The following is a 21,315-nucleotide window of genomic DNA, read 5'->3' as shown; positions in this document are numbered from 1 at the left end:
TCGCGGGGCGGACGGCTATGCGCAACCGCAGCCAGCAGGACAGCCGGTCATCAGCGTCGCTCATGTCGAGGCCGAGCAGCTCCCGCGTACGCAACGGCCGGTACGGCGTCGCCTCGTTCGCAGAGGCCCGGTCCGCGGAGGCATGGGTTCCCTTGAAAAGGGTAAAAGGGGCGCAAAGAGTGCATATTCCCCCTTAGCCTTCGTGGGGACGCAGAGGCCGGAGGGTGCCATGGATCTTTGGCTGATCTGGTTGATCGCCGCAGGAGCGCTGGCGGTGGCGGAGATCTTCACTCTCACCGCCGCGCTCGGGATCCTGGGTGTGGCCGCGTTGGTCACGGCAGGGGTCGCCGCGTTGGGAGTCGCGCCGCCCTTGCAGTTCTTGGTCTTCACCGTCCTGGCCGCGGTCAGTCTGCTCTTCGTGCGCCCCATCGCGGCACGCCACCTGTTCAAGCCTCAGGCTGAGCGGTTCGGCGTGGACGCGCTGGTGGGCAGATCCGCCCAAGTCGTCTCGGAGGTGACGGGCCTGGGTGGCAGGGTCCGCATAGGCGGCGAGGAATGGACGGCGCGCGCCTATGACGAAACGCTGGTGATTCCCCCCGGAGCGACCGTCGACGTCATGGAAATCAACGGCGCCACCGCCCTCGTCTACCCCCGGGAGTGAGTGATGGAAGTCTCCGGCTTTCTCATCGCCGGCGTGATCGTCGCGCTCATCGCCGTATTCACCGTGGTGCGGGCGGTACGCATCGTCCCCCAGGCACGCGCTCGCAATGTCGAACGCCTCGGCCGCTACCGGCGGACGCTGAGGCCAGGTCTCAACCTCGTCATCCCCTATATCGACCGGGTCTATCCGGTGATCGACCTCCGGGAACAGGTCGTCTCGTTCAAGCCGCAGCCGGTCATCACCGAGGACAACCTTGTCGTCGAGATCGACACGGTCCTGTACTTCCAGGTCACGGATCCACGAGCGGCCGCCTATGAGATCGCCGATTTCCTCCAGGGCGTCGAACAGCTCACCGTCACCACCCTGCGCAACGTCGTGGGCTCCATGGACCTGGAGAAAACTCTCACCTCGCGCGACACCATCAACAACCAGCTCCGTGGCGTGCTGGACGAGGCCACCGGCAAGTGGGGGCTGAGAGTCAACCGGGTGGAGATCAAGGCCATCGACCCTCCGCAGTCCATCAAGGACGCGATGGAGAAGCAGATGCGTGCCGAGCGCGACAAGCGGGCGGCGATTCTCGGGGCCGAGGGACAACGGCAGTCGCAGATCCTCACGGCCGAAGGCGACAAGCAGTCCGCTGTCCTCCGCGCGGAGGGCAACCGTACCGCTGAGATCCTCAAGGCCGAGGGGCAGTCCCGGGCCATCGACGAGGTGTTCCAGGCCGTGCACCGGAACGACCCCGACCCCAAGCTGCTCGCGTACCAGTACATGCAGGTGTTGCCTCAGCTCGCCCAAGGAGCGGGGAGTACCTTCTGGGTGATCCCCAGCGAGGTCACTTCCGCTCTTCAGGGGGTGTCCCGCGCCTTCAGCGAGGTGCTGCCCCAGTCGCCGGCCACGCGGGAGACGTCCTCGGAGGACAGGGCGGCCGCCGAGGCCGCCGACGATGCGGCGCGAGCCGCGGAAGCCGCCGCCGAGGCCCTCGCCGACGCGGCTGAGGCCGACGCGGGCGCACGTCCCCTTCCCGACGGTCGTCGGGAAGCAGGGGGCGGGGAGTAGCCGTCGGCCGCTGTCCGACATGTGCCTGCTGCAGTGGCGTGGCGGGATCCAGGACGATCCGGTGATCCGGAGTCGGGGCGTCGGTCAGAGGCTCGTGAGGAGATCGTCGAGGGGGGCGGGTACCTGTTCGGGGTCCAGGGCCTCGACGAGGAGGCGGCCGTAGCGGATCTTGCGGCCCTTCTTCGTGCCGAGGAAGCGTCGCAACTGGCGCTGTCGGGGCCGACCGTGCTGCGCGGGCTGGTGCAGGAAGGTCTGCCAGGCACGGAGGTCGCCTTCGGCCTGGACGATCTCCTCGACTCTCGCCGTGCCCAGCGCGCGGACGAGTTCGTCCTCCAGGTCCGCCACGCACACGAAGAAGTCCCGGTGCGGCGCCCGTGCCCGCTGCAGACCGCGGTCGTAGAAGCTCCGCTCGCGCTCGTCGCACAGCCCTGCCAGGCGCAGGCCGAGGCCGGGTGGCCCGAGGAGCTCGGCATAGCGGCCGATGCTCATCGCGCCGCCCATCGACACGACGCACACTCCCTCGGCGGCGAGGTCCCGGCCACGCCGTGCGGCCAGCGCCTCAACGGCCGCGAGGTCACTCGGCCCTTCCAGCAGCACTGCCGTCCGCACCCCCAACCGCACAGCCAGTTCGCTCGCCGGCCCTCCGGGACCGCCGTTCGCCCAGCCACTGACCGCGTCACGGAATGCCCGTATGTCTGCCATGGCGCGAGTCTGCCTCCTCCCGCTACGGCACGGCGCGGGATTTTCGACGGCCCGCACACGCACGGGCGGCGTACGCCGACGTCGTGTCGGGGTCAGAGTGCTGAGGGACGGCCGGTCAGCCGCCGTCCGCGTCCGGGAGCGCTGCCGTGGAGGCGCCGAGGCGTGTCAGGCCGCCTTTCGCCGTATCGCTGATGCCGTCTCCTGCGACCGGAACCGCAGGCTGTTGCCGCTGTCGACGACGGGCGGTGGGTGAGGGGGCGGTGAGGACGGTGAGGCAGGCGATGACGAGTGCGATGCCTGTCCAGCCGGCGGCGGGGAGGCGTTCGCCGACGATCAGGACGGCGAGTACCGCGGCGACGGCCGGTTCGAGCAGGGACAGCGTGGTCGCGGTGCTGGCGGGTACGTGTGCGAGTCCCCAGCCGAACAGGACGTAGCCGGCGAACATGGGGACCAGCGCCATGTAGGTGCCGACGGCCGCGTTCGACCAGGAGCTGAGGAGCGGGGCACCGGTGACCAGCAGGACGGGCAGGAGGAGCAGTCCGCCGAGCCCGAAGGCGGCGCCCATCGCCGCGCGGGAGGGGATCTGGCGGGTCATGAGCCGGTGCGCGGCCCAGGAGTAGAGGGCGTAGGTCGCGGCGGCGACGAGACCGAGACTCACGCCGAGGAGCGTCGTGGCCACGGACGCCTGACCCGCTCCGCCGGCGGCGTGGGCGGCTTCGGCGACGCACAGCAGGACGGTGCCGAACAGGCCGAGGGCGGCCGCGAGCGTCCAGCGGCGCGTGAGCCGACGGCCGTCCACGACGCGTTCGATCAGGGCCGAGGCCAGCGGAGCGGTGCCGATCGACACCACGGTGCCGACGGCGACACCGGCCAGGTGCATGGAGCTGTAGAACGCCAGGGGATAGACCGCCACCGACGCCGCGCCGAGCAGCACCGTGCCGCGCTGGTCGCGCAGTCGGGGCGCGTGGCGGGCGATCTGCGGGGCGGCGACGAGGGCTTGGAGCAGGCCGCCCAGCCCCATGGCGACGGCACCGATGGCGAGCGGGCCCACGTCGGGAGCGAACGTGGCGGCCGTACCGGTCGTGCCCCACAGAACGGAGGCCGCCAGCACGCACAGCGCTCCCGTGCTCGCGGACCGGTGGTGTCCGGCGGGCCGCCTCACAGCCGGTCCAGCAGGGCAGCCGCCAGGGAGCGGGCGTGCTGGAGCCGGTCGCCGTCGCCTTCCAGGCCGGCACGGGCCATCGCGCCCTCCAGGAGGAATGCGAGGTGCTCGGCCAGCGCGTGCGCCTCGCCCGGACGGCCGGGCAAAAGCTGCTCCAGGTGGCCGGCGATCAGCCGCTCGACCTCCTCCTTGTGAGCGCGCACCACGGCCCGGCCCTCGTCTCCGGCCGGGAGCTCGGCGGCGGCGTTGAGGAGGCCGCAACCGCGGAAACCGTGCTCATACGCGAACGCCGCGTGGTCGGCGTAGGCGTCGAACACCGAAAGGACGCCGTCGCGCGGGCCTGCGGCCTGCTCCAGCCGCGCGCGGTACAGCCCGAGCCACTCTTCGTGCCGGGCGTCGAGGTAGGCCCGGACCAGGTCGGCCTTGGAGGAGAAGTTGTTGTAGAGGCTCATCTTCGCCACGCCGGCCTCGGTGGTGATCGTGTCGATGCCGGTCGCCGCCACACCGTCGGCATAGAAGCGCCGAGCCGCCGCCGCCAGCAGCCGCTCACGGGCGGGGCGCCGTCTCCCGCTCTCCGCCGTACTCGCATCGGTCACGCTCATCACACCCAAACTAGGTAGGTAGGTCTACCTAGATTACGGGAAGGAAGGGGTATCGCGGAAGCGGAGTCGAACGCCGGCCCGGCCTGCGGCGACCAGGGTGGCGAACCGGCCGCCTGCTGACGAAGGTTCTCGCTGCCTGGCAGCTCGGCGAACGAATAATCGGTTGCCCGGGGGCGATGGTGGTGGATGCAATGTCGGGCATGGCCAGCCATGTGCGCCCGTCACGGCGAGATGACATGAACGCGAATCGTCACACGGGGGACGTCCACCCATGAGTACGCCACCCTCGCCACCCGCGGCGGAGCGGACTGACGGATCGTCCGTCCGGATCGGCGCTCTCGCTCCGCTCACTCGGCCCGGCTGGGTCGAGGCGGGCCGACACCTGCTCGCTGGACTGGAGCTGGCCGTTCACGACGTCAACGACGCCGGCGGGATCGGCGGAAGACCACTCGAGCTGGTGGTCCGCGACACCGCGGCTGACCCGCGGAGGGCCGCGGCGGCCGTGGAGGAGTTGGCGCGCATGGGCGTGGCCGCCTTGGCGGGGGAGTATCACAGCGTCGTCGCGCGTGCGGCAGCCGGGAGGGCCGACGCGCTCGGCCTGCCGTACCTCTGTTCGTCGGCGGTTCTCGACGCGCTCACCGAGGAGCCGACGGAGTGGGTCGCGCGCCTTCCCCCGGCGCAGTCGCACGGCTGGCAGCTGTACGCGGACTTCCTCCTCGGCGCGGGCCACAGTCGAATCGCCGTGGCAACCGAGCCGAGTGTCTACTGGGCGTCAGGGGCGCGCATCCTTCGGGACCACCTCGCTTCACGCGGCGGCACCGTGAGCGAACTCGATGCGCGCGCGCTCGAACCCGAGGCCGTGTGCGACGAACTCGTCGACAACCGTGCGACAGCCCTCCTTCTGCTGGTCGGCTTCCCGGAGCCGGCGGTGTCGATCGTGAAGACTGTCCGCCGCGACCCGCGCCTCGCCGAGATCCTGATCGGTGCTCCGGCCGGGCAACCGGAGTTCGCCGAGTGGTCGGCGTCGCTGGGCGACGACAGCGCCGCCATCCCGTTCTTGCGCTACCTGCCCGATCGTCTGAGCCCACTCGGCGTACGCGTCGAGACGGCACTCCGCGAGCGGCTGGCCGAAGCGCCCTCGTTCGTCGCGTTCGAGGGCTACGACACGGTCGCGGTCCTCGCCGACATGCTGCGTTCTCACGGCGCGGACCGGGCGCGCCTTGCCGAATCCTGGCCGGGCGTCGCCGTCGAAGGCACCCGCGGGCGGATCGAGTTCTCCCGCAGGCCAGGCATCAGCGTGTGGCAATGGGCTCGGACGCCCATCCAAGTCGTTGACCGGGATCCGGCGGAACCCGATCGCTTCCGGATCCTTCACACCGGCTGAGAGAGCGCGTAGGCCCGACTGCCCTGATCTGCTCGAACCCGGGGCTGTCCACCTGTCTGCGTGCTCCGCCCTGCCGGCGCCCGCGGGATGGCTTGCGCGGGTGGAGCGCGGAGAGTGGGCGGGGTAACAGCGATCCAGGGCATTTTCGCCGTACGGGCATGGCTCGAGCTCCCCCCGGGCTCGTGGGCCCGCCCCGCAACCCAGTCCGTGCGTAGGAAACGGCTACGTCACCTGATGTCAACTGGCGTTGCGAATCTTGTTACCCCGCCTCGGAGGCAGTTTGCCGTTGCCGATCAAGGGCGTCAAGGGCGTCAAGGGCGGAAGGCGAAAGGGTGCGGCGACCCGAGCTGAGCCGGTCGAAGGGAGACGGGTGTCGGAGCAGGGAACTCGGCTCCGCTCAACGCCAGTTCGTACCCCTGGACCAGGCGGCCGTCGCGGGGAAGAGGCAGGTCATAGAGTGACCCGCATGTCCGATGAATTCCCTCCCGGGGCAGACACGGCCGGGATCGGCTCACGCGTGCTGCGCCTGCGTACCGAGCGGGGGCTGACCCAGGCGCATGTAGCCGGCACAGGATTCACCCGTGCCTACGTCTCCTCGGTCGAAGGGGGCAAGCGCACGCCGTCGAGGCGCACCACCGCCTATTTCGCCGACCGCCTGGGTGTGGACCCCGATGATCTCTTCTTCGGCTACGACGCGGGCAGGCGCAGGGAGTTGTGGCAGACGGTCGCCGAGGCGCGTACGGCCCTGTCCCAAGGAGAGATCGACCGGGCACATGAGGCATACCGGCAGGTTGTACGTGAGGCCGATGGTCAAGGCGACTGCGAACTCGGCTATGCCGGGCGATGCGGACTGGGGGCCGTGGCGAGGCATCAAGGCGACACGGATCGCGCGCTGGCCCTCTTCCGCGAGGCGGAGGAGCTGCTGGCCGGCCGGCCGCTCGCCGGCCGACTGCGAGCGGTCGTCGGTCAGATGGGGGCGCTCTTCGCCCGAGGTGAGATAGCCGAGGCCCTCGCGCTCGCCGAGCGGCATCTGCTCGCGGCCGCCGGGACGGACCAGCACGCCGCCGAATTCGCCCTGCGTGCGGCCTCCGTGCTGCCGCTCGTCGAGCGCGGGGAGCTCGAAGAGGCCGGAGCGGCCGCCGAAAAGGCCCTGAAGATCGCGCCTGTCGTCAAGGACCCCGAGATCCTTGCCCAGGGGTACTACCACCTCAACCGTGCGCTCACCGCCCTGGGCCGGTACGACCAGGCCGAGCAGATCCTCAGCAGGGCACTCGCCCTCTACGAGCACCTCGCCCTGCGCACCGAGGTGGGGATGTGTCACTTCGCCAGCGGCTATCTCGCCGCCCGCAGCGGCGACCTGCCCGGCGCCGAGGCCGGCCTCCGCCTGGCCGCGTCCGTCTTCACCGAGACCAGGTCGCGCCCACGTCTGGTCAATGCCCTGGCCGAACTCGCCGAAGTCGTCCGCCGTCAGGACCGGCTCGAGGAGGCGGCTTCGCTCGTCAGCACGTGCAGGGCTGCGGCCGGCGAGTACCAGGACCCGGAGCAGGCGGCCGAGCTGGACCGTATCGACGCGCTCATCGCGCTCGGCCAGGGGGAGGAAGCGGCCTGCGCGAGGCTGTTCAGGTCCGCCCTCGAGGGATACACCGGCATCGAGGCCGTCTACGAGATCGCCGCGACCTGCCGCCTCTTCGGCGACGCGTTGATGGCTTGGGGCCGGATCCAGGAAGCGGCCGAGGTCTACCGGCGGGGCCTCACGGCGCTCGAACGTCCGTAACCGGCTGGTCTCTCCCCCGAGGCCGGCCCCCAAGAACCTCGGGAACGGCCCCCGCGAAGCGGCCGCTTACCGGCCGGCCGCGAGGACCGTCGTCGTCCGCCCGGCAGGGTCGGTCGAGTCGGCGGTCGGGGGAGCGCCTATGCGGGGCCGGTCAGCCGACGAACGACTTGACCTGGCCGTAGACGGTGGCGTCGGTGCGCAGTTCGCTGTGGCTGAGGCAGGCGGTCTGGGTGTTGGTGGCGCCGGAGAGGGGGACGCTGCTGTCCGGGTTGATGACGCTGTCGCAGGCCGACCACCATGTGGCGTACCGGGAGGCGCCGGGCGTCTCGTCGCCGGAGTTCAGGGCGTTCAGGAAGCTGGACCCGGGACGCATCTCCGTACAGGAGGCGCCGCCGCAGAAGTAGGCGGTGTCCGTGCCGTGGTTGGGCCCGCCGAGGGAGATCCAGGCGTCGACCTTGGCGGCGCCGCCGAGGTTCTTCGTGTAGTAGCGGGACGAGAGTCCGCCCATGGAGTGGGTGACGACGTCGACCTTGCCGGCTCCGGTCGCCGCCAGTACGCGGTCGATCTCGGTGGAGAGCTGGGCGGCGGTGGTGGCGTTGGACTGGCCGGTGTTGTACGTCCACTGGTCGAGGTGGCCGGCCGGCCAGCCGTCGGCCTTGAAGCGGCCGGCCATGGTGTCCCAGGTGGAGCCGCTGGAGTTCCAGCCGTGGACGAAGACGATCGGGTCGGGCGCCGCTGCGGCCGGTTCGGCCCCGGAGGCGGGGGCCTGGAGCGCCAGGGCGCCGAAGAGGCCGGTGGCGAGCGAGGAGACCAGAAGGGGGCGAAGAGTGCGCATGATGTCCTTCCGTGGGGAGTCGGGGACCGGTGTGGCCCCTGGTGTGGCGCGGCTGGGCCGTCGACGGGGCGGCCCGGCCGGGTGACCGGACGAGCGGGCCGCCGATGGGCGGCCTGCGGACGGGCCGGTCGTCGACGGGCAGGCTGCCGTCAGGCCGGTTGCCGACAGGCCGTCCCGACCGGGCGGGGATCGTCAGGAGGCGGAGCGGTACGGGACGTGCTTGCCGACGGAGCGGTGCGCGCTGCCCGAGTTCTCGATCAACTGCGGGACGGCGTCGCGGTTACGGCTGATCGCGCGTTCGAGCACCTCGCCGGCCGGGTGAAGCTGCCCATGGACGGGCCCTTGGGGTACGGCTCGAAGGCGTGGCCGGCGGCCGGGGGCGCGCTGTGGTCGGGGGATCCGGCGAAGTGGCCCCCGCCACGAGCACTACTGCTGCGGTGAGGGGCTCAGACGGCGTGCGGGGGTTCGCATCTGCGGGGCACCAGACCTTTCGTAGACCGGCTCGCGGTGCGTACGGGCTGCGCGGCCGAGGCCCCCTCCTCGGGTAGGGAGGCATGCCCGGTCGCACGCTGTGCGGTGGGTCGGGTGGTGCGCGGGGCTGCCCGGGAGCGACGCCCGGCGGTGGAGCCGCTCCTGCGTGGCACTTCCATCAACAACGGTTTCGGAAGGTGTTACCCGCTTCGCCGAGTGTGCTGTTCCCCCGAGCGGACCGTCAAGTGAGCTGTCGGCAAAGGGTTATGGAGCTCAGGTGAGGATTCGGAGACAGCCTCCCACCCGGGCGACAACCCCCGTATCCACCGGCCCGACGACATGACGGTGCCCTCGCGTTCCGGAAGTCCGAGCCCCGCGAGTCCGCCACCCGGATCGGCAACGAGGCGCCCGTGCCGATGCTCCACGCCCGGCTGGACGACAACGTTCCCGACAACGGCGCCCCCGCGTCGCCATGCAAGCTCAGGGGATCGCGCCCGGTCACCGCGGACATCCGCTCGCCCGGCGTGTACGGGCGCGGCGCCGAGGGGAAGACGGCGGTCCCGTGCGCCGGCCGGGCCGTCAACGACCACCTGCGCGACGAACGCTGCCGGCGGCGGACCTCACCTGCGCCCGCCCCGAATCCTCAGCCGGTGCGCTCGGCCATGACGACCACACCCGGCCCGGTGTGCTCATCCGCGGGGAGCCGAAGTTCGGCGACCGGGCGCAGTCCGGCCCGCTCGATCAGGTCCACGAGTTGTTCCGGCCGCCATTGGTGTGTCGTCCAGCGAACGGGTACACCTCCGTACGCCTCCGTGCGCACCAGGTCTTCGTCACCGACGTGTGTCGCGGTGATCAAGTGCCCGCCTGGCTTCAACGCGCGCGCGAACAGGGCGAGAACCTGGGGAAGGACGTCACGGGGGAGGTTGAACAGTGACCACCACCCCAGCACGCCGCCAAGGGACGCTTCACCAAGGTCGAGGTCGGTGGCGGAGGCGACACTGAAGCGGCATCGCGGATGAAGACGGCGCGCGTTCTCGATCATCCGAGGAGAGAGATCCACCCCGGACACGTCGAGTCCGCGTTCGGCAAGGTAGGCGGTCACCGTTCCGGGTCCGCAGCCGACGTCGAGGACGGGCCCGAGCTCGCTCACGGTGTCGGCGAAGGCGTCGATCGATGCCTTGAGCCATGGATGGCTACGAATGTCGCCGACTCCCGTCGTCACCACCATGTCGGCGTAGTTGTCGGCCACGCGGTCATAGGATTCACGTACCACGTCGAGATCGGCTGGGCGGTCAACAGAGTGTGCGCGCATCAGCCAACGATAGGACGCCGCGACGGCCTTGGGACCGGCGCAGCGGTTGACGCCGATCCGTTGATCACGACCCGGCTGTACGCAGGGCGCTGACGCGATTCTCGTACGGGCGGCGGGCCTTGCGCTCCGCGCGGGGTGCAGCCCCGGCCGCGACGAGGGGCCGGCGCCGTACGGTCACCCCCAGGCCACCGTCCGCCGGCGGTGAACACCGGCCCGAGCGGGCCCGACGCTCACTACAGTCCGGTCTCATGACGACGGTAACCACGCGCACGGTCGAGTACCCGGCCGACGGCCTCACGATGATCGGGCACCTCGCGCTCCCGGCCGGGGTCGACCGCCGGCCCGCGGTCCTGGTCGGGCCCGAGGGGCCGGGGCTGAACGACTTCCAGCGCCGTCGGGCCGACGCCCTGGCCGAGCTGGGGTACGTGGCGCTGGCCTTCGACATCAACGGAGGGCGCTGGTTCACCGACCCCGAGGAGATGCTGGCGCGTGTGACCCCCCTGCTCGCCGACCCCGACCGGATGCGGGGCATCGGCCACGCGGCGCTCGACGTGTTGCGCGCCGAACCGCGGACCGACCCCGACCGGATCGCCGCCGTCGGCTACGGCACCGGGGGCGCGATCGCGCTGGAACTCGGGCGCGACGGCGTCGACCTGCGGGCGATCGGGACGGTCAACGCCCTGACCACGGGCCGACCGGGCGAGGCGGCGCGCATTCGCTGCCCCGTGTGGGCCGGGGTCGGGTCGGAAGACCCGATCATGCCGTCCGCGCAACGGGACGCGTTCACCGCCGAGATGCAAGCCGCGGGCGTCGACTGGCGCCTCGTGGTCTACGGCGGCGCCTTGCACGCCTTCCACCACCCGCCGGTCGACCAGACCGTGCTCCCCGGCGTCGGCTACCACCCACGGCACGCGCGGCGAGCCTGGCGCGACATCGTGGGCCTGCTCGCCGAGTGTCTGCCCGTAACGGAGTGAGCTGATCGCCTCGGTGGTGGCCGACTCGTGACGTGTCGCTGTTGGGCCGAACGAGTGAGGGAGGCGAGGATGGGTGCATGAGTAGGTACGAGAGGTACGACGTCACCGACGAGCAGTGGGAGGGCCTCGCGCAGGTCGTGCCCCTGCGGGGGCGGGACGAGTGGCCGTCAAGGGTCGATCACCGGACGCTTCCCGAGCAGTACGAGGCCGCCGAGCAGCGGCGCATGATCGTGTTGCGGGTGCAGGTCTTCGCCGATGCCCGCGAGGTGGCCGAATACCTCATCGCCCAGATTCCCGTTCTGCTGGATCTGACCGGTGCCGACACCGATGTCGCCAAGCGGATCCTCGACTTCAGCAGCGGCGTCGTCTTCGGCCTCGGCAGCGGGATGCACCGGGTCGACCGCAACGTCTTCCTGCTGGCGCCGGCCGGGACCGAGGTGGAAGGCGCGGCCGACGCGGCATCGGAGGACGAGGAGGGGGTCGGGGCCGCCGTCCCCCGATCGTAGGAAGGTCATGACGGCGTAACGGTTCGTCATATGACCGACTGCGTACGGTCCGATCATGGACTTCACCGGCGACCTTACGCCCGATTCCGCTGCTTCCGCCCCCTCCACCGCATCATCGACCGCCACTCGCACCGGCACTTCCACCAGCACGGACGCCGGCACTTCCACCAGCACCGACACCCGTACTCAGACCGGCACTTCCACCAGCACCGACACCCGTACTCAGACCGGCACTTCCACGAGGACTGACACCGGCACTTCCACCAGCACCGACACCGGTTCCCCCGCCGTTCCCGGACCCGCGCGTGACACGCCGCGGCACGTCACGGCCGGCTCCAGGCGGCGGCCCGCCCGCCCCGTCGTCACCGAACTCCGCCTCTCCGCCTTCGCTTCCCACCGCGCCGCCGTCTATCCCCTGGGGCCCGTGACGCTGTTCACGGGGGCGAGCGGCAGCGGCAAGTCCAGTGCCCTGCGGGCGTACGAGGCGCTGGCCCGGCTCGGGGCGGGCGACGACCTCGCGTCCGTGTTCCCCGACGCGGCCGACTGCGTGCCCGAGCGGGCCAGGCCGGACGCGGAGGGACGGCGGGGGTTCCGGATCGGCTGCACCGTCGACGGTCCGGCCGGCCCCGTGGAGCTCGACATCGCCGTCCAGGCCGAGCCCCGGCTCCGCGTCGTCGGAGAACGGCTGACCTGCCGCGGCCGTACGCTGCTCACCACGGCGCTCCGCGACCCCGGCCGCAGCAGTGTCCAGGCCGAATGGCACACGGCCGGAGCCACCCCCGTCACCCGCGCGCCGCTCCCGGACGATCTGCTGGGCACCGCCCTGCTGCCGCTGCGGGTGGCCGGCAAGACGAAGGGGCAGCTCGAAGTCCTTGCCGCCGCCGAACAGGTCGTGGTCGCGCTGCGGTCGGTCTTCGCCTGCGACCCCCGGCCGCATCGGATGCGGGCCCCCGTCCCGGTCGGGGAGGGGCGGTTGCGGCGCGGCTGCGACAACCTCGCCGAGGTCCTGCACCGCACCCGTACCGACTGCCCGCGCCGTCATGCCCGGCTCGCCGCGGTCGCGGGCGCCGGGTGCGTCGGGCCGGTCACGGGGCTCGGCGTCGAGGAGCTGCCCGACGCCATGGTGCGAGCGGTACTGGAGAGGGCGGCGCGAGCCGCCGGGCCGGAGGGCATGTCCGGGGGAGCCGGGGTGCCTGCCGCCACCCCGCTGGGCCGGCTCGGCGACGGCGAACTGCGCTACCTGGCACTGGCCCTCGTCCTGCTCACCGGCCCCGGCGTGCTCGCCATGGACCAACTCGCCGAAGTGCCCGACGCGATGAAGACCTTGACCGTTGTCGCGGACGGTTTCGACCGGGGGCTCGACCGGCGTCAGCTCCGCGAACTGCTCGGCCTCGCCGCCGCCATCTGCGCGGACGGTCATATCCGGGTCGTCGGCGCGATCGGGGAGGCGGCCTCGGCGACCGCACGGGAGACGCCCGGCGTGTCAGTGGTAGACCTTGAGCCGTGAGTGAACTGGATGTAGCGGGATTGCAGCGGAGGCTGGCCGAGTTCGCCGCCTCCCGGGAGTGGCAGCCGTACCACACACCGAAGAACCTGGCGGCGGCGCTCAGCGTCGAGGCGGCCGAACTACTGGAGATCTTCCAGTGGTTGACGCCCCAGGAGGCGGACCGCGTGATGGATGACCCGGACACGGCACACCGGGTCGCCGACGAGGTCGCGGACGTACTGGCGTATCTGCTCCAGTTCTGCGGGGTCCTCGGCATCGACCCCCTCGTGGCGTTGTCGGCGAAGATCGACCGGAACGAACTGCGCTTTCCGGTCGGCAGGCCGCCGGGACGGGCCTCGCGTGCCACCGAGGACGGCGATCGTCACTCTTCGGAGTGATCGGCTTCGCCCCGTCGAGCTTCCTGTCCACAGATTTCCGAATTCCTCTGGAGTTCTGGCTCAGCTGCCTTCACTCTGGGTAATGAAGGAGTGAGCAGTAAGTCATACGAACGGGGGCGGCGTCTATGGAAGCGGAGCGACTCATCGCGGCCGGCAGGCACGCACTGGCGCAGAGTGGAACGGCGTTGGACATCGTGGCGGAGGCCTGGCAGGCGCAGGCCCTCGCCCAGGCGATAGGAAGTCATCTCGCGCTCTGCGGTCCGCTGGAGCTGCGGAGCGAGGCGAACGGGCTGAGCGAGATCGGCGGGGCGCGCGGAGGGGTGGACCATCCCGTGCTGCGGGCGGGTGGTCCGAGGGCCGCTCAGCTCACGGAAGTCGGGGACCCTCGTGCGGCGTTGACCTCGCTGGGAGAACTCCTCGGGGAGGTGGGAATCGCCCTCGTCGGGGTGGCCTGTGCCACGGACGAGGAGGGGCTGTACTGGCAGTGCATCGAGGCGATCGACGCGGCCGACGAAGCGAACGACCGGGTCCGCGGGATGCTGCGCCGGCTCGCGGTACGGGAGCGGGACCGGCCGCCCGACGCGGCCTGGGGCCGAGCGGGCCCGGCGGCGGGTCCGCGATGAACGGTGTCGGTCCATGTCGGGACGGCGAGCGTCGGGCGCGGGGGCGTCGCGCGCACGACGGTCATGTGCTTCTGGTCCGGGAAGACCGGGCCGGACCACGGTCACTGGCCCGGCGGGACGTGGCCCGCCGGCGGGCGGATATTCACTCGGCCGGGACGGCGCGGCCCGCGTGCTGACGAAAGGGTTGACAGCCGCTCGACAGTGCAGGATGGAGGCATGGATCTTCGAATCTTCACCGAGCCCCAGCAGGGGGCCGACTACGACACCCTCCTCAAGGTCGCCAAGGCCGCCGAGGAACTCGGCTTCGACGCCTTCTTCCGCTCGGACCACTACGTCAGCATGGGCTCCGGCGACGGCCTGCCCGGGCCGACGGACGCGTGGATCACCCTGGCCGGTCTGGCCCGGGAGACCCGCCGGATCCGCCTCGGCACCCTGATGACCGCCGGCACCTTCCGTCTCCCCGGTGTCCTCGCCATTCAGGTCGCCCAGGTCGACCAGATGTCCGGCGGCCGGATCGAACTGGGCCTCGGGGCAGGCTGGTTCGAGGAGGAGCACCGGGCGTACGGAATCCCGTTTCCCAAGGAGAAGTTCGGCCGACTCGAGGAGCAGCTGGCGATCGTCACCGGGCTGTGGGACACCGAGGTCGGCAAGACGTTCAGCTACGAGGGCGAGTTCTACCAGCTCACCGACTCGCCCGCGCTGCCCAAGCCGGCTCAGACCAAGGTGCCGGTGCTCATCGGCGGGCACGGCGCGACCCGTACCCCGCGCCTGGCCGCGCGGTACGCCGACGAGTTCAACATCCCCTTCGCCTCGCTGGAGGACAGTGAACGACAGTTCGGCCGCGTCCGGGCCGCCGCCGAGGCCGCCGGCCGCTCGGCCGACGAGCTGGTGTACTCCAACGCCCTGGTGGTCTGTGTCGGCAAGGACGACGCCGAGGTGGCCCGCCGGGCGGCGGCCATCGGCCGGGAGGTGGAGGAGCTGAAGGCGAACGGCCTGGCCGGTTCACCCGCCGAGGTCGTGGACAAGATCGGCCGGTACGGAGCGATCGGGGCGTCCCGGATCTATCTCCAGGTCCTCGACCTGGACGACCTGGAGCACCTGGAGCTGATCTCCGCCCAGGTGCAGTCGCAGCTGGGCTGAGAGCGAGGACACGTCATGACATCCACACCTTCCTCCACCCGTTCCCTGGCCGAGGCGCTCGACGAGGAGGTGCTCGTCCTCGACGGAGGGCTCTCCAACCAGCTCCAGGCGCAGGGCTGCGACCTCTCCGACGAGCTGTGGTCGGCCCGGTTGCTCGTCGACGGCCCCGAGCAGATCGAGGCGGCGCACGCGGCGTACGCACGGGCGGGCGCCCAGGTGTTGATCACCTCCAGCTATCAGGCCGCCTTCGAGGGCTTCGCCCGCCGAGGCATCGACCGTGCGGGGGCGGCGCGGTTGTTCGCGCGGAGCGTGGAGCTGGCGCGTGCGGCGGCACAGGGAGCCGCGCGGCAGGTGTGGGTCGCCGGTTCCGTGGGACCGTACGGTGCGATGCTCGCCGACGGCAGCGAGTACCGGGGCCGGTACGGACTCACGGTGCGCGAACTGGAGCGGTTCCACCGGCCCCGGATCGAGGCGATCGTGGCCGCCGGGCCGGATGTGCTGGCACTGGAGACCGTGCCCGACATCGAGGAGGCGGAAGCGCTGCTGCGAGCCGTCGAGGGATGCGGGGTGCCGGTGTGGCTCTCGTACACGATCGCGGGGGACCGTACCCGGGCCGGGCAAAGGCTGGAGGAGGCGTTCGCGCTCGCGGTCGGCAACGACCAGGTGATCGCGGTCGGTGTCAACTGCTGCGAGCCGGGCGATGTCGCCGGGGCCGTGGAGGCCGCCGCCGGGACGACCGGGAAGCCGGTGGTCGTCTACCCCAACAGCGGCGAGGAGTGGGACGCGGAGGCGCGGGCCTGGCGCGGGGGCGTGAGCTTCGACCCCGGCAGCGTGCGGGACTGGCAGGCGGCCGGGGCCCGGCTCGTCGGCGGCTGCTGCCGGGTCGGCCCTGGCGGGATCGCGGCGCTCGCCGAAGCGCTCACGCCGGCGAACGGTCAGGGCCTGTCCGGCGGATCAGGGCAGGACAGGCCCTGAGGAGGGCTGCGGAGTGGTCACAGCGCTTGCCGTATCAGGGCAACTGATCGCATTCCCGAGGTCCGGTCACCGGGGTGTTCCGGTCGGGCGTCAGGCGCGGCAGCGCAGCATCTCCAGCGGGGGGTGGTCGAGGAGGTCCGCCCAGAAGTCCGCACCGAACTCACGGATGCCGGCCTCGGACACCGTCAGCGGGACCCAGGTCAGCTCACTGAACCCGGTGGACCGCAGACACTCCTCGTAGACCTCGCGGCGCGGGGCCCCGCCGACGATGCTGATCGGCTGCGGGTCGAGGAGAGCCGTGACCCGCACGCGCGGACCCGTCTCGATCTCCTCGCCCGTCGGCTCGCAGCGGAACCCGTACTTCTCCAGGGACAGGCAGTCGAACTCGTAGTCGGGCTTCTGGGCGAACACGAAGAACTCTCCACCGGGGACGAGACTTTCGTGGATGTTGCGGCACATCCGCTTCATCGTCGCGATGTCCTCGGCGTAGTTGAGGCACTGCACTCCCAACGCGATGTCGAAGCGCCGGTCGAGAGGCCGCAGCTCGGCCACGTCACCCACCTCGTAGTGCACACCCAGCGGGTCACGCCGCTCGATCTCCCGTGCGGCGGCGATCATCTCGACGGAGATGTCGATGCCGAGGACGTCCGCGGCGCCGCGCCGCTTGAGCTCCCTGCTGTAGAAACCGGTGCCGCAGGCCAGGTCGAGAACCTCCTTGCCGGTCACGTCCCCGACCATCCCCAGGAAGCTCGGCACCTCCCCGTAACGTATCAACGGCAGGGACTTGAACCCCTCGAATGCCTCGCCGATCGCGTCGTACTGTTGCACGCTCACGTGCTGTCCTCTCCTGTACTTCGTGGCAAGCAAGTGCTGACGTCGCGCGACTCGCGGGAAACGTCGATCTCCGACGCGGTTTCCAGCTGATCGCGGTTCGTGCGAGGAGTACACAGCCAACGAGCGGTCTCGGCTAAGGGATGGATGACCTGAAATCACCCGCCGTCCGAGACCAGAACTTCGTAGGTATCCACAAGGTTCAGGCCGTCTCGCTTCTGGCTCATGGTCCAGCATGCCCGCCGACCGCTCGGCGTTCGCAACCTCGGCGAAGCAGAGCCGCCGCCGCTCACCGGTCGCCGGAAAACCCCTGGTCGGGGGAGGAGTGGGCGGAGATACTCGGTCATGTGTTCCTGACGATCAGTACGACCGGCACCCCCGAACGTCCCGCGACCGATCTGGGCTTCCTGCTGCACAAGCATCCCGACAACGCGCAGACGTTCTCGACCTCGCACGGCACGGCGCACGTCCTCTACCCCGAGGCGTCCGTCGAGCGGTGCACCGCCGCGCTCCTCCTCGAGGTGGACCCCGTGGCGCTGGTGCGGCGCGGCAAGGGCAAGGGCCGGGGCGGTGCCCCCGACTCCGCGCTCGCGCAGTATGTGAACGACCGGCCCTACGCCGCGTCGTCGCTGCTCGCCGTCGCCCTCGCCACGGTCTTCAAGAGCGCGCTGCGCGGGGCGTGCAAGGCGATGCCCCAACGGGCCGCCGAGCCGCTGCCGCTGCGCATCGAGGTCCCGGCGCTCCCGGCCCGAGGCGGTGCGGAGCTGGTCCGCAAACTGTTCGGGCCGCTCGGCTGGGACACGGTGGACGCCGAGCCGGTCGCGCTCGACAGCGCGTTCCCCGAGTGGGGCGACTCGCGCTACGTGCGGCTCGCCCTCGAAGGGGAGCTGCGGCTCGCCGACGCCCTCAACCAGCTCTACGTCCTGCTGCCGGTGCTCGACGACGCCAAGCACTACTGGGTGGCGCCCGACGAGGTCGACAAGCTGCTGCGCGCCGGTGACGGCTGGCTCGCCGAACACCCCGAGCACAAGCTGATCACCAGCCGTTATCTGTCCCGCCGCTGGGGCCTGACCCGCGAGGCGATGGAACGCCTGGAGCTGGTGCGGCTCGCCGAGAGCGACGGCCTGGACGTCGACGACGTCGACAACGCCGTCGACGAGACCAGCGACACCGAGGAGCGGCCCGTGCCGCTCGCCGAGCAGCGGCGCGAGGCGATCCTCGCCGCGCTGCGGGCCGCCGACGCGACCCGGGTCCTCGACCTCGGCTGCGGCCAGGGCCAGTTGGTGCAGGCGCTCCTCAAGGACGTGCGCTTCACCGACATCGTGGGCGTCGACGTGTCCGTACGCGCGCTGACCGTCGCCGGGCGACGGCTCAGGCTGGAGCGGCTCGGTGAGCGGCAGGCCGGCCGGGTGAAGCTCATCCAGGGCTCCCTCGCGTACACCGACAAGCGGCTGACGGGTTACGACGCGGCGGTGCTCAGCGAGGTCATCGAGCATCTCGACCTGCCGCGGCTGCCCGCGCTCGAGTACGCGGTGTTCGGCTCGGCCCGCCCCCGCACGGTCCTCGTCACCACGCCCAACGTCGAGTACAACGTCCGCTGGGACTCCCTCCCGGCCGGGCACGTCCGGCACGGCGACCACCGTTTCGAGTGGACCCGTGAGGAGTTCCGCGGCTGGGCGGCGCGCGTCGCCGAACAGTACGGATACGGCGTCGAGTTCACTCCGATCGGCCCCGACGACCCCGAGGTCGGCCCGCCCACCCAGATGGCCGTCTTCACTCAGAACGCCCCGACCGCGAAGGAGGGCACGGCATGACCGACACGACCCGCAAGCTGCCCGTCACCGACCTGTCCCTCGTCGTCCTGATCGGTGCGAGCGGCTCCGGCAAGTCCACCTTCGCCCGGCGCCACTTCAAGCCGACCGAGGTCATCTCCTCCGACTTCTGCCGCGGCCTCGTCGCCGACGACGAGAACGACCAGAGCGCCAGCCGGGACGCCTTCGACGTGCTGCACTACATCGCCGGCAAGCGCCTGGAGGCGGGCCGGCTGACCGTCGTCGACGCCACCAATGTGCAGCAGGAGGCCCGGCGCCAGCTGGTCCGGCTCGCCCGCGAGTACGACGTCCTGCCCATCGCGATCGTCCTCGACCTGCCGGAGCAGGTGTGCCAGGAGCGCAACGCCGCCCGACCCGACCGGGCGGACCTGCCCCGCCACGTCGTCCAGCGCCACCGCCGCGAACTGCGCCGCTCGCTGCGCGGCCTGGAGCGCGAGGGCTTCCGCAAGGTGCATGTGCTGCGCAGCGTCGAGGAGGTGGACGCGGCCGAGGTCGTCCTGGAGAAGCGGTTCAACGACCTGCGTCACCTCACCGGACCCTTCGACATCATCGGTGACATCCACGGCTGCCGCTCCGAGCTGGAGACCCTGCTCGCCAAGCTGGGCTATGTGGACGGCCACCACCCCGAGGGCCGTACGGCGGTCTTCGTCGGCGACCTCGTCGACCGGGGCCCCGACAGCCCGGGCGTCCTGCGCCGTGTGATGGGCATGGTCGCGGCCGGCGACGCGCTCTGCGTGCCCGGGAACCACGAGAACAAGCTCGGCCGCTGGCTCAAGGGCCGCAAGGTCCAGGAGACCCACGGGCTCGCCGAGACCATCGAACAGTTGGGGCACGAGAGCGAGGAGTTCCGCGCGGAGGTGAGCCGGTTCATCGACGGGCTCGTCAGCCACTACGTCCTCGACGAGGGCAAGCTGGTGGTCTGCCACGCCGGTCTGCCGGAGAAGTACCACGGCCGGACCTCCGGCCGGGTGCGTTCGCACGCGCTGTACGGCGACACCACCGGCGAGACCGACGAGTTCGGGCTGCCGGTGCGCTACCCCTGGGCCGAGGAGTACCGGGGCCGGGCGACCGTCGTCTACGGACACACGCCCGTACCGAACACCTCCTGGATCAACAACACCATCTGCCTCGACACCGGTGCCGTCTTCGGCGGGAAGATGACCGCTCTGCGCTGGCCGGAGCGTGAACTCGTCGACGTGCCGGCGGAGAAGGTCTGGTACGAGCCGGCCCGGCCGCTGGCGACCGAGGCGCCCGGCGGGCACCAGGGACGGCCGCTGGACCTCGCCGACGTGCACGGCCGCCGGGTCGTGGAGACCCGTCGGATGGGCAATGTCAGCGTGCGGGAGGAGAACGCGGCGGCGGCCCTGGAGGTCATGAGCCGGTTCGCGATCGACCCGCGCCTGCTCGCCTATCTGCCGCCGACGATGGCACCGACGGCGACCTCGAAGGTCGAGGGCTATCTGGAACACCCGGCCGAGGCGTTCGCCCAGTACGCGGCCGACGGCGTCGGGCAGGTCGTGTGCGAGGAGAAGCACATGGGCTCGCGGGCCGTCGCCCTCGTCTGCCGTGACGAGGGCGCGGCGCGCGAGCGGTTCGGCGTGGCGGGCCCGACGGGCTCACTGCACACCCGTACGGGACGGCCCTTCTTCGACGATTCCGCCGTCACCGAGCAGGTACTGGAGCGGCTGCGGACGGCGATCACGGCCGCCGGACTGTGGGAGGAGCTCGACACGGACTGGGTGCTGCTCGACGGCGAGCTGATGCCGTGGTCGCTGAAGTCGGCCGGGCTGCTGCGCTCGCAGTACGCGGCGGTCGGCGCCGCCTCCAGGGCCGTCTTCCCCGGTGCGCTCGGCGCGCTGGAGCGCGCGGCGGCGCGGGGCGTGGGCGGTGGTGTCGACGCGCTCCTCACCAAGCAGCGGGAACGGGCGGCGGACGCGGCCGCGTTCACGGAGGCCTACCGGCGCTACTGCTGGCCGACGGAGGGCCTTGAGGGCGTGCGGTTCGCGCCGTTCCAGGTCCTCGCGGCCCGGGGCCGCTCGCTGGCGGCCGTACCGCACGACGAGCAGCTCGCATGGCTGGACCGGCTGGTCGAACACGATCCGACGGGGCTGCTTCAGGTCACGCGCCGGCTGGTCGTCGACACGGGCGACGAGGCGTCGGTGCGGGCCGGTGTCGACTGGTGGCTGGAGCTGACGGCGGCCGGTGGCGAGGGCATGGTCGTGAAGCCGCTGGCGGCGCTGGTCCGCGGCGGCGACGGCCGGCTCGTCCAGCCCGGTGTGAAGGTCCGGGGCCGCGAGTACCTGCGGATCATCTACGGTCCGGAGTACACCCGCCCGGAGAACCTGGAGCGCCTGCGGGGCCGCTTCCTCGGCCACAAGCGCTCACTGGCCCTGCGGGAGTACGCCCTCGGCCTGGAGGCGCTGGACCGGCTGGCGGAGGGGGAGCCGCTGTGGCGGGTGCACGAGGCGGTCTTCGCCGTACTCGCCCTGGAGTCGGAGCCGGTGGATCCGCGGTTGTGAGAGGGCCGGGGCCCGGCGGGGGGAACCGGGGGCCGGCCTGGCCTGGGGTTGCTCCCGCCGGGGGTCCCGGTC

17 protein-coding genes and 2 pseudogenes are annotated in these 21,315 nt (G+C 71.3%); 13 read left to right on the top strand and 6 right to left on the bottom strand.

All coding sequences use genetic code 11. The features are described from left to right. Positions 1–229: 229 nt before the first annotated feature. A complete protein-coding gene (locus ABZY12_RS15645) occupies positions 230–661 on the top strand; it encodes an NfeD family protein (RefSeq protein ID WP_356890403.1) in 432 nt (143 codons plus the stop codon). Positions 662–664: 3 nt separating this feature from the next. Next, on the top strand, positions 665–1,717 hold the full coding sequence (locus tag ABZY12_RS15640) for an SPFH domain-containing protein (protein ID WP_356890401.1): 1,053 nt from the start codon (positions 665–667) through the stop codon (positions 1,715–1,717). 84 nt (positions 1,718–1,801) lie between these two features. Here ABZY12_RS15640 and ABZY12_RS15635 read toward each other — a convergent pair whose 3' ends face one another. From ABZY12_RS15635 to ABZY12_RS15625, 3 genes are all read right to left on the bottom strand, one after another. After that, the gene (locus tag ABZY12_RS15635) at positions 1,802–2,419 is read right to left on the bottom strand and encodes a TOPRIM nucleotidyl transferase/hydrolase domain-containing protein (protein WP_356890399.1); all 618 of its coding nucleotides are present in this window, start codon (positions 2,417–2,419) and stop codon (positions 1,802–1,804) included. 115 nt (positions 2,420–2,534) lie between these two features. Beyond that, positions 2,535–3,581, bottom strand: a complete 1,047-nt coding sequence (locus tag ABZY12_RS15630) for a DMT family transporter (RefSeq protein WP_356890397.1) — start codon at positions 3,579–3,581, stop codon at positions 2,535–2,537. Then, positions 3,578–4,183 carry a TetR/AcrR family transcriptional regulator gene (locus ABZY12_RS15625; protein WP_356890395.1) on the bottom strand — a complete coding sequence of 202 codons (606 nt, stop codon included), beginning with the start codon at positions 4,181–4,183 and terminating at the stop codon, positions 3,578–3,580. Before ABZY12_RS15625 ends, ABZY12_RS15630 begins: the two co-directional genes overlap by 4 nt. A gap of 236 nt (positions 4,184–4,419) precedes the next feature. Here ABZY12_RS15625 and ABZY12_RS15620 point away from each other — a divergent pair. Further along, positions 4,420–5,567, top strand: a pseudogene (locus ABZY12_RS15620) (ABC transporter substrate-binding protein). A gap of 466 nt (positions 5,568–6,033) precedes the next feature. After that, complete coding sequence (locus ABZY12_RS15615; RefSeq protein WP_356890393.1) at positions 6,034–7,341, top strand: tetratricopeptide repeat protein; 1,308 nt, start codon at positions 6,034–6,036, stop codon at positions 7,339–7,341. Between the two features lie 151 nt (positions 7,342–7,492). On the opposite strand, the gene ABZY12_RS15610 is transcribed toward ABZY12_RS15615, so the two are convergent. After that, positions 7,493–8,176: a triacylglycerol lipase gene (locus tag ABZY12_RS15610; RefSeq protein ID WP_356890391.1), complete on the bottom strand. Its 684-nt coding sequence runs from the start codon at positions 8,174–8,176 to the stop codon at positions 7,493–7,495. A gap of 1,114 nt (positions 8,177–9,290) precedes the next feature. Then, the gene (locus tag ABZY12_RS15605) at positions 9,291–9,959 is read right to left on the bottom strand and encodes a class I SAM-dependent methyltransferase (protein WP_356890389.1); all 669 of its coding nucleotides are present in this window, start codon (positions 9,957–9,959) and stop codon (positions 9,291–9,293) included. A gap of 248 nt (positions 9,960–10,207) precedes the next feature. On the opposite strand from ABZY12_RS15605, the gene ABZY12_RS15600 reads away from it, so the two are divergent. The 7 genes and pseudogenes from ABZY12_RS15600 (at position 10,208) to mmuM (ending at position 16,061) form a co-directional block, all read left to right on the top strand. After that, complete coding sequence (locus ABZY12_RS15600; RefSeq protein WP_356890387.1) at positions 10,208–10,933, top strand: dienelactone hydrolase family protein; 726 nt, start codon at positions 10,208–10,210, stop codon at positions 10,931–10,933. Positions 10,934–11,010: 77 nt separating this feature from the next. After that, the gene (locus ABZY12_RS15595; protein ID WP_356890385.1) at positions 11,011–11,439 is read left to right on the top strand and encodes a cell division protein SepF; all 429 of its coding nucleotides are present in this window, start codon (positions 11,011–11,013) and stop codon (positions 11,437–11,439) included. A 346-nt stretch (positions 11,440–11,785) separates the two neighbouring features. After that, positions 11,786–12,946, top strand: a pseudogene (locus tag ABZY12_RS15590) (ATP-binding protein); the annotation flags it as partial. Beyond that, the gene (locus tag ABZY12_RS15585; protein ID WP_356890383.1) at positions 12,943–13,323 is read left to right on the top strand and encodes a nucleotide pyrophosphohydrolase; all 381 of its coding nucleotides are present in this window, start codon (positions 12,943–12,945) and stop codon (positions 13,321–13,323) included. The pseudogene ABZY12_RS15590 and the gene ABZY12_RS15585, both read left to right, overlap by 4 nt. A 125-nt stretch (positions 13,324–13,448) precedes the next feature. After that, positions 13,449–13,946, top strand: coding sequence for a DUF6099 family protein (locus tag ABZY12_RS15580; protein WP_356890381.1), 498 nt, complete (start codon positions 13,449–13,451; stop codon positions 13,944–13,946). Between the two features lie 216 nt (positions 13,947–14,162). Next, positions 14,163–15,086 carry an LLM class F420-dependent oxidoreductase gene (locus ABZY12_RS15575; protein WP_356890379.1) on the top strand — a complete coding sequence of 308 codons (924 nt, stop codon included), beginning with the start codon at positions 14,163–14,165 and terminating at the stop codon, positions 15,084–15,086. 15 nt (positions 15,087–15,101) lie between these two features. Beyond that, positions 15,102–16,061: a homocysteine S-methyltransferase gene (gene mmuM / locus ABZY12_RS15570; protein ID WP_356890377.1), complete on the top strand. Its 960-nt coding sequence runs from the start codon at positions 15,102–15,104 to the stop codon at positions 16,059–16,061. Between the two features lie 90 nt (positions 16,062–16,151). Here mmuM and ABZY12_RS15565 read toward each other — a convergent pair whose 3' ends face one another. Further along, positions 16,152–16,895 (bottom strand): class I SAM-dependent methyltransferase, encoded by a 744-nt coding sequence (locus tag ABZY12_RS15565; protein ID WP_356890375.1) that lies wholly within the window; start codon positions 16,893–16,895, stop codon positions 16,152–16,154. A 344-nt stretch (positions 16,896–17,239) separates the two neighbouring features. On the opposite strand from ABZY12_RS15565, the gene ABZY12_RS15560 reads away from it, so the two are divergent. Then, positions 17,240–18,706 (top strand): 3' terminal RNA ribose 2'-O-methyltransferase Hen1, encoded by a 1,467-nt coding sequence (locus ABZY12_RS15560; protein WP_356890373.1) that lies wholly within the window; start codon positions 17,240–17,242, stop codon positions 18,704–18,706. Further along, positions 18,703–21,243: a polynucleotide kinase-phosphatase gene (locus tag ABZY12_RS15555; RefSeq protein ID WP_356890371.1), complete on the top strand. Its 2,541-nt coding sequence runs from the start codon at positions 18,703–18,705 to the stop codon at positions 21,241–21,243. The genes ABZY12_RS15560 and ABZY12_RS15555 overlap by 4 nt, the downstream gene beginning before the upstream one ends. Positions 21,244–21,315: the final 72 nt, after the last annotated feature.

The sequence above is a fragment of the Streptomyces sp. NPDC006551 genome, assembly GCF_040611675.1.
In the GTDB taxonomy this organism is placed as follows: Bacteria; Actinomycetota; Actinomycetes; order Streptomycetales; family Streptomycetaceae; genus Streptomyces.
Note: the sequence above shows the minus strand (reverse complement) of the source record. Positions and strands in the feature narration are given on the sequence as shown.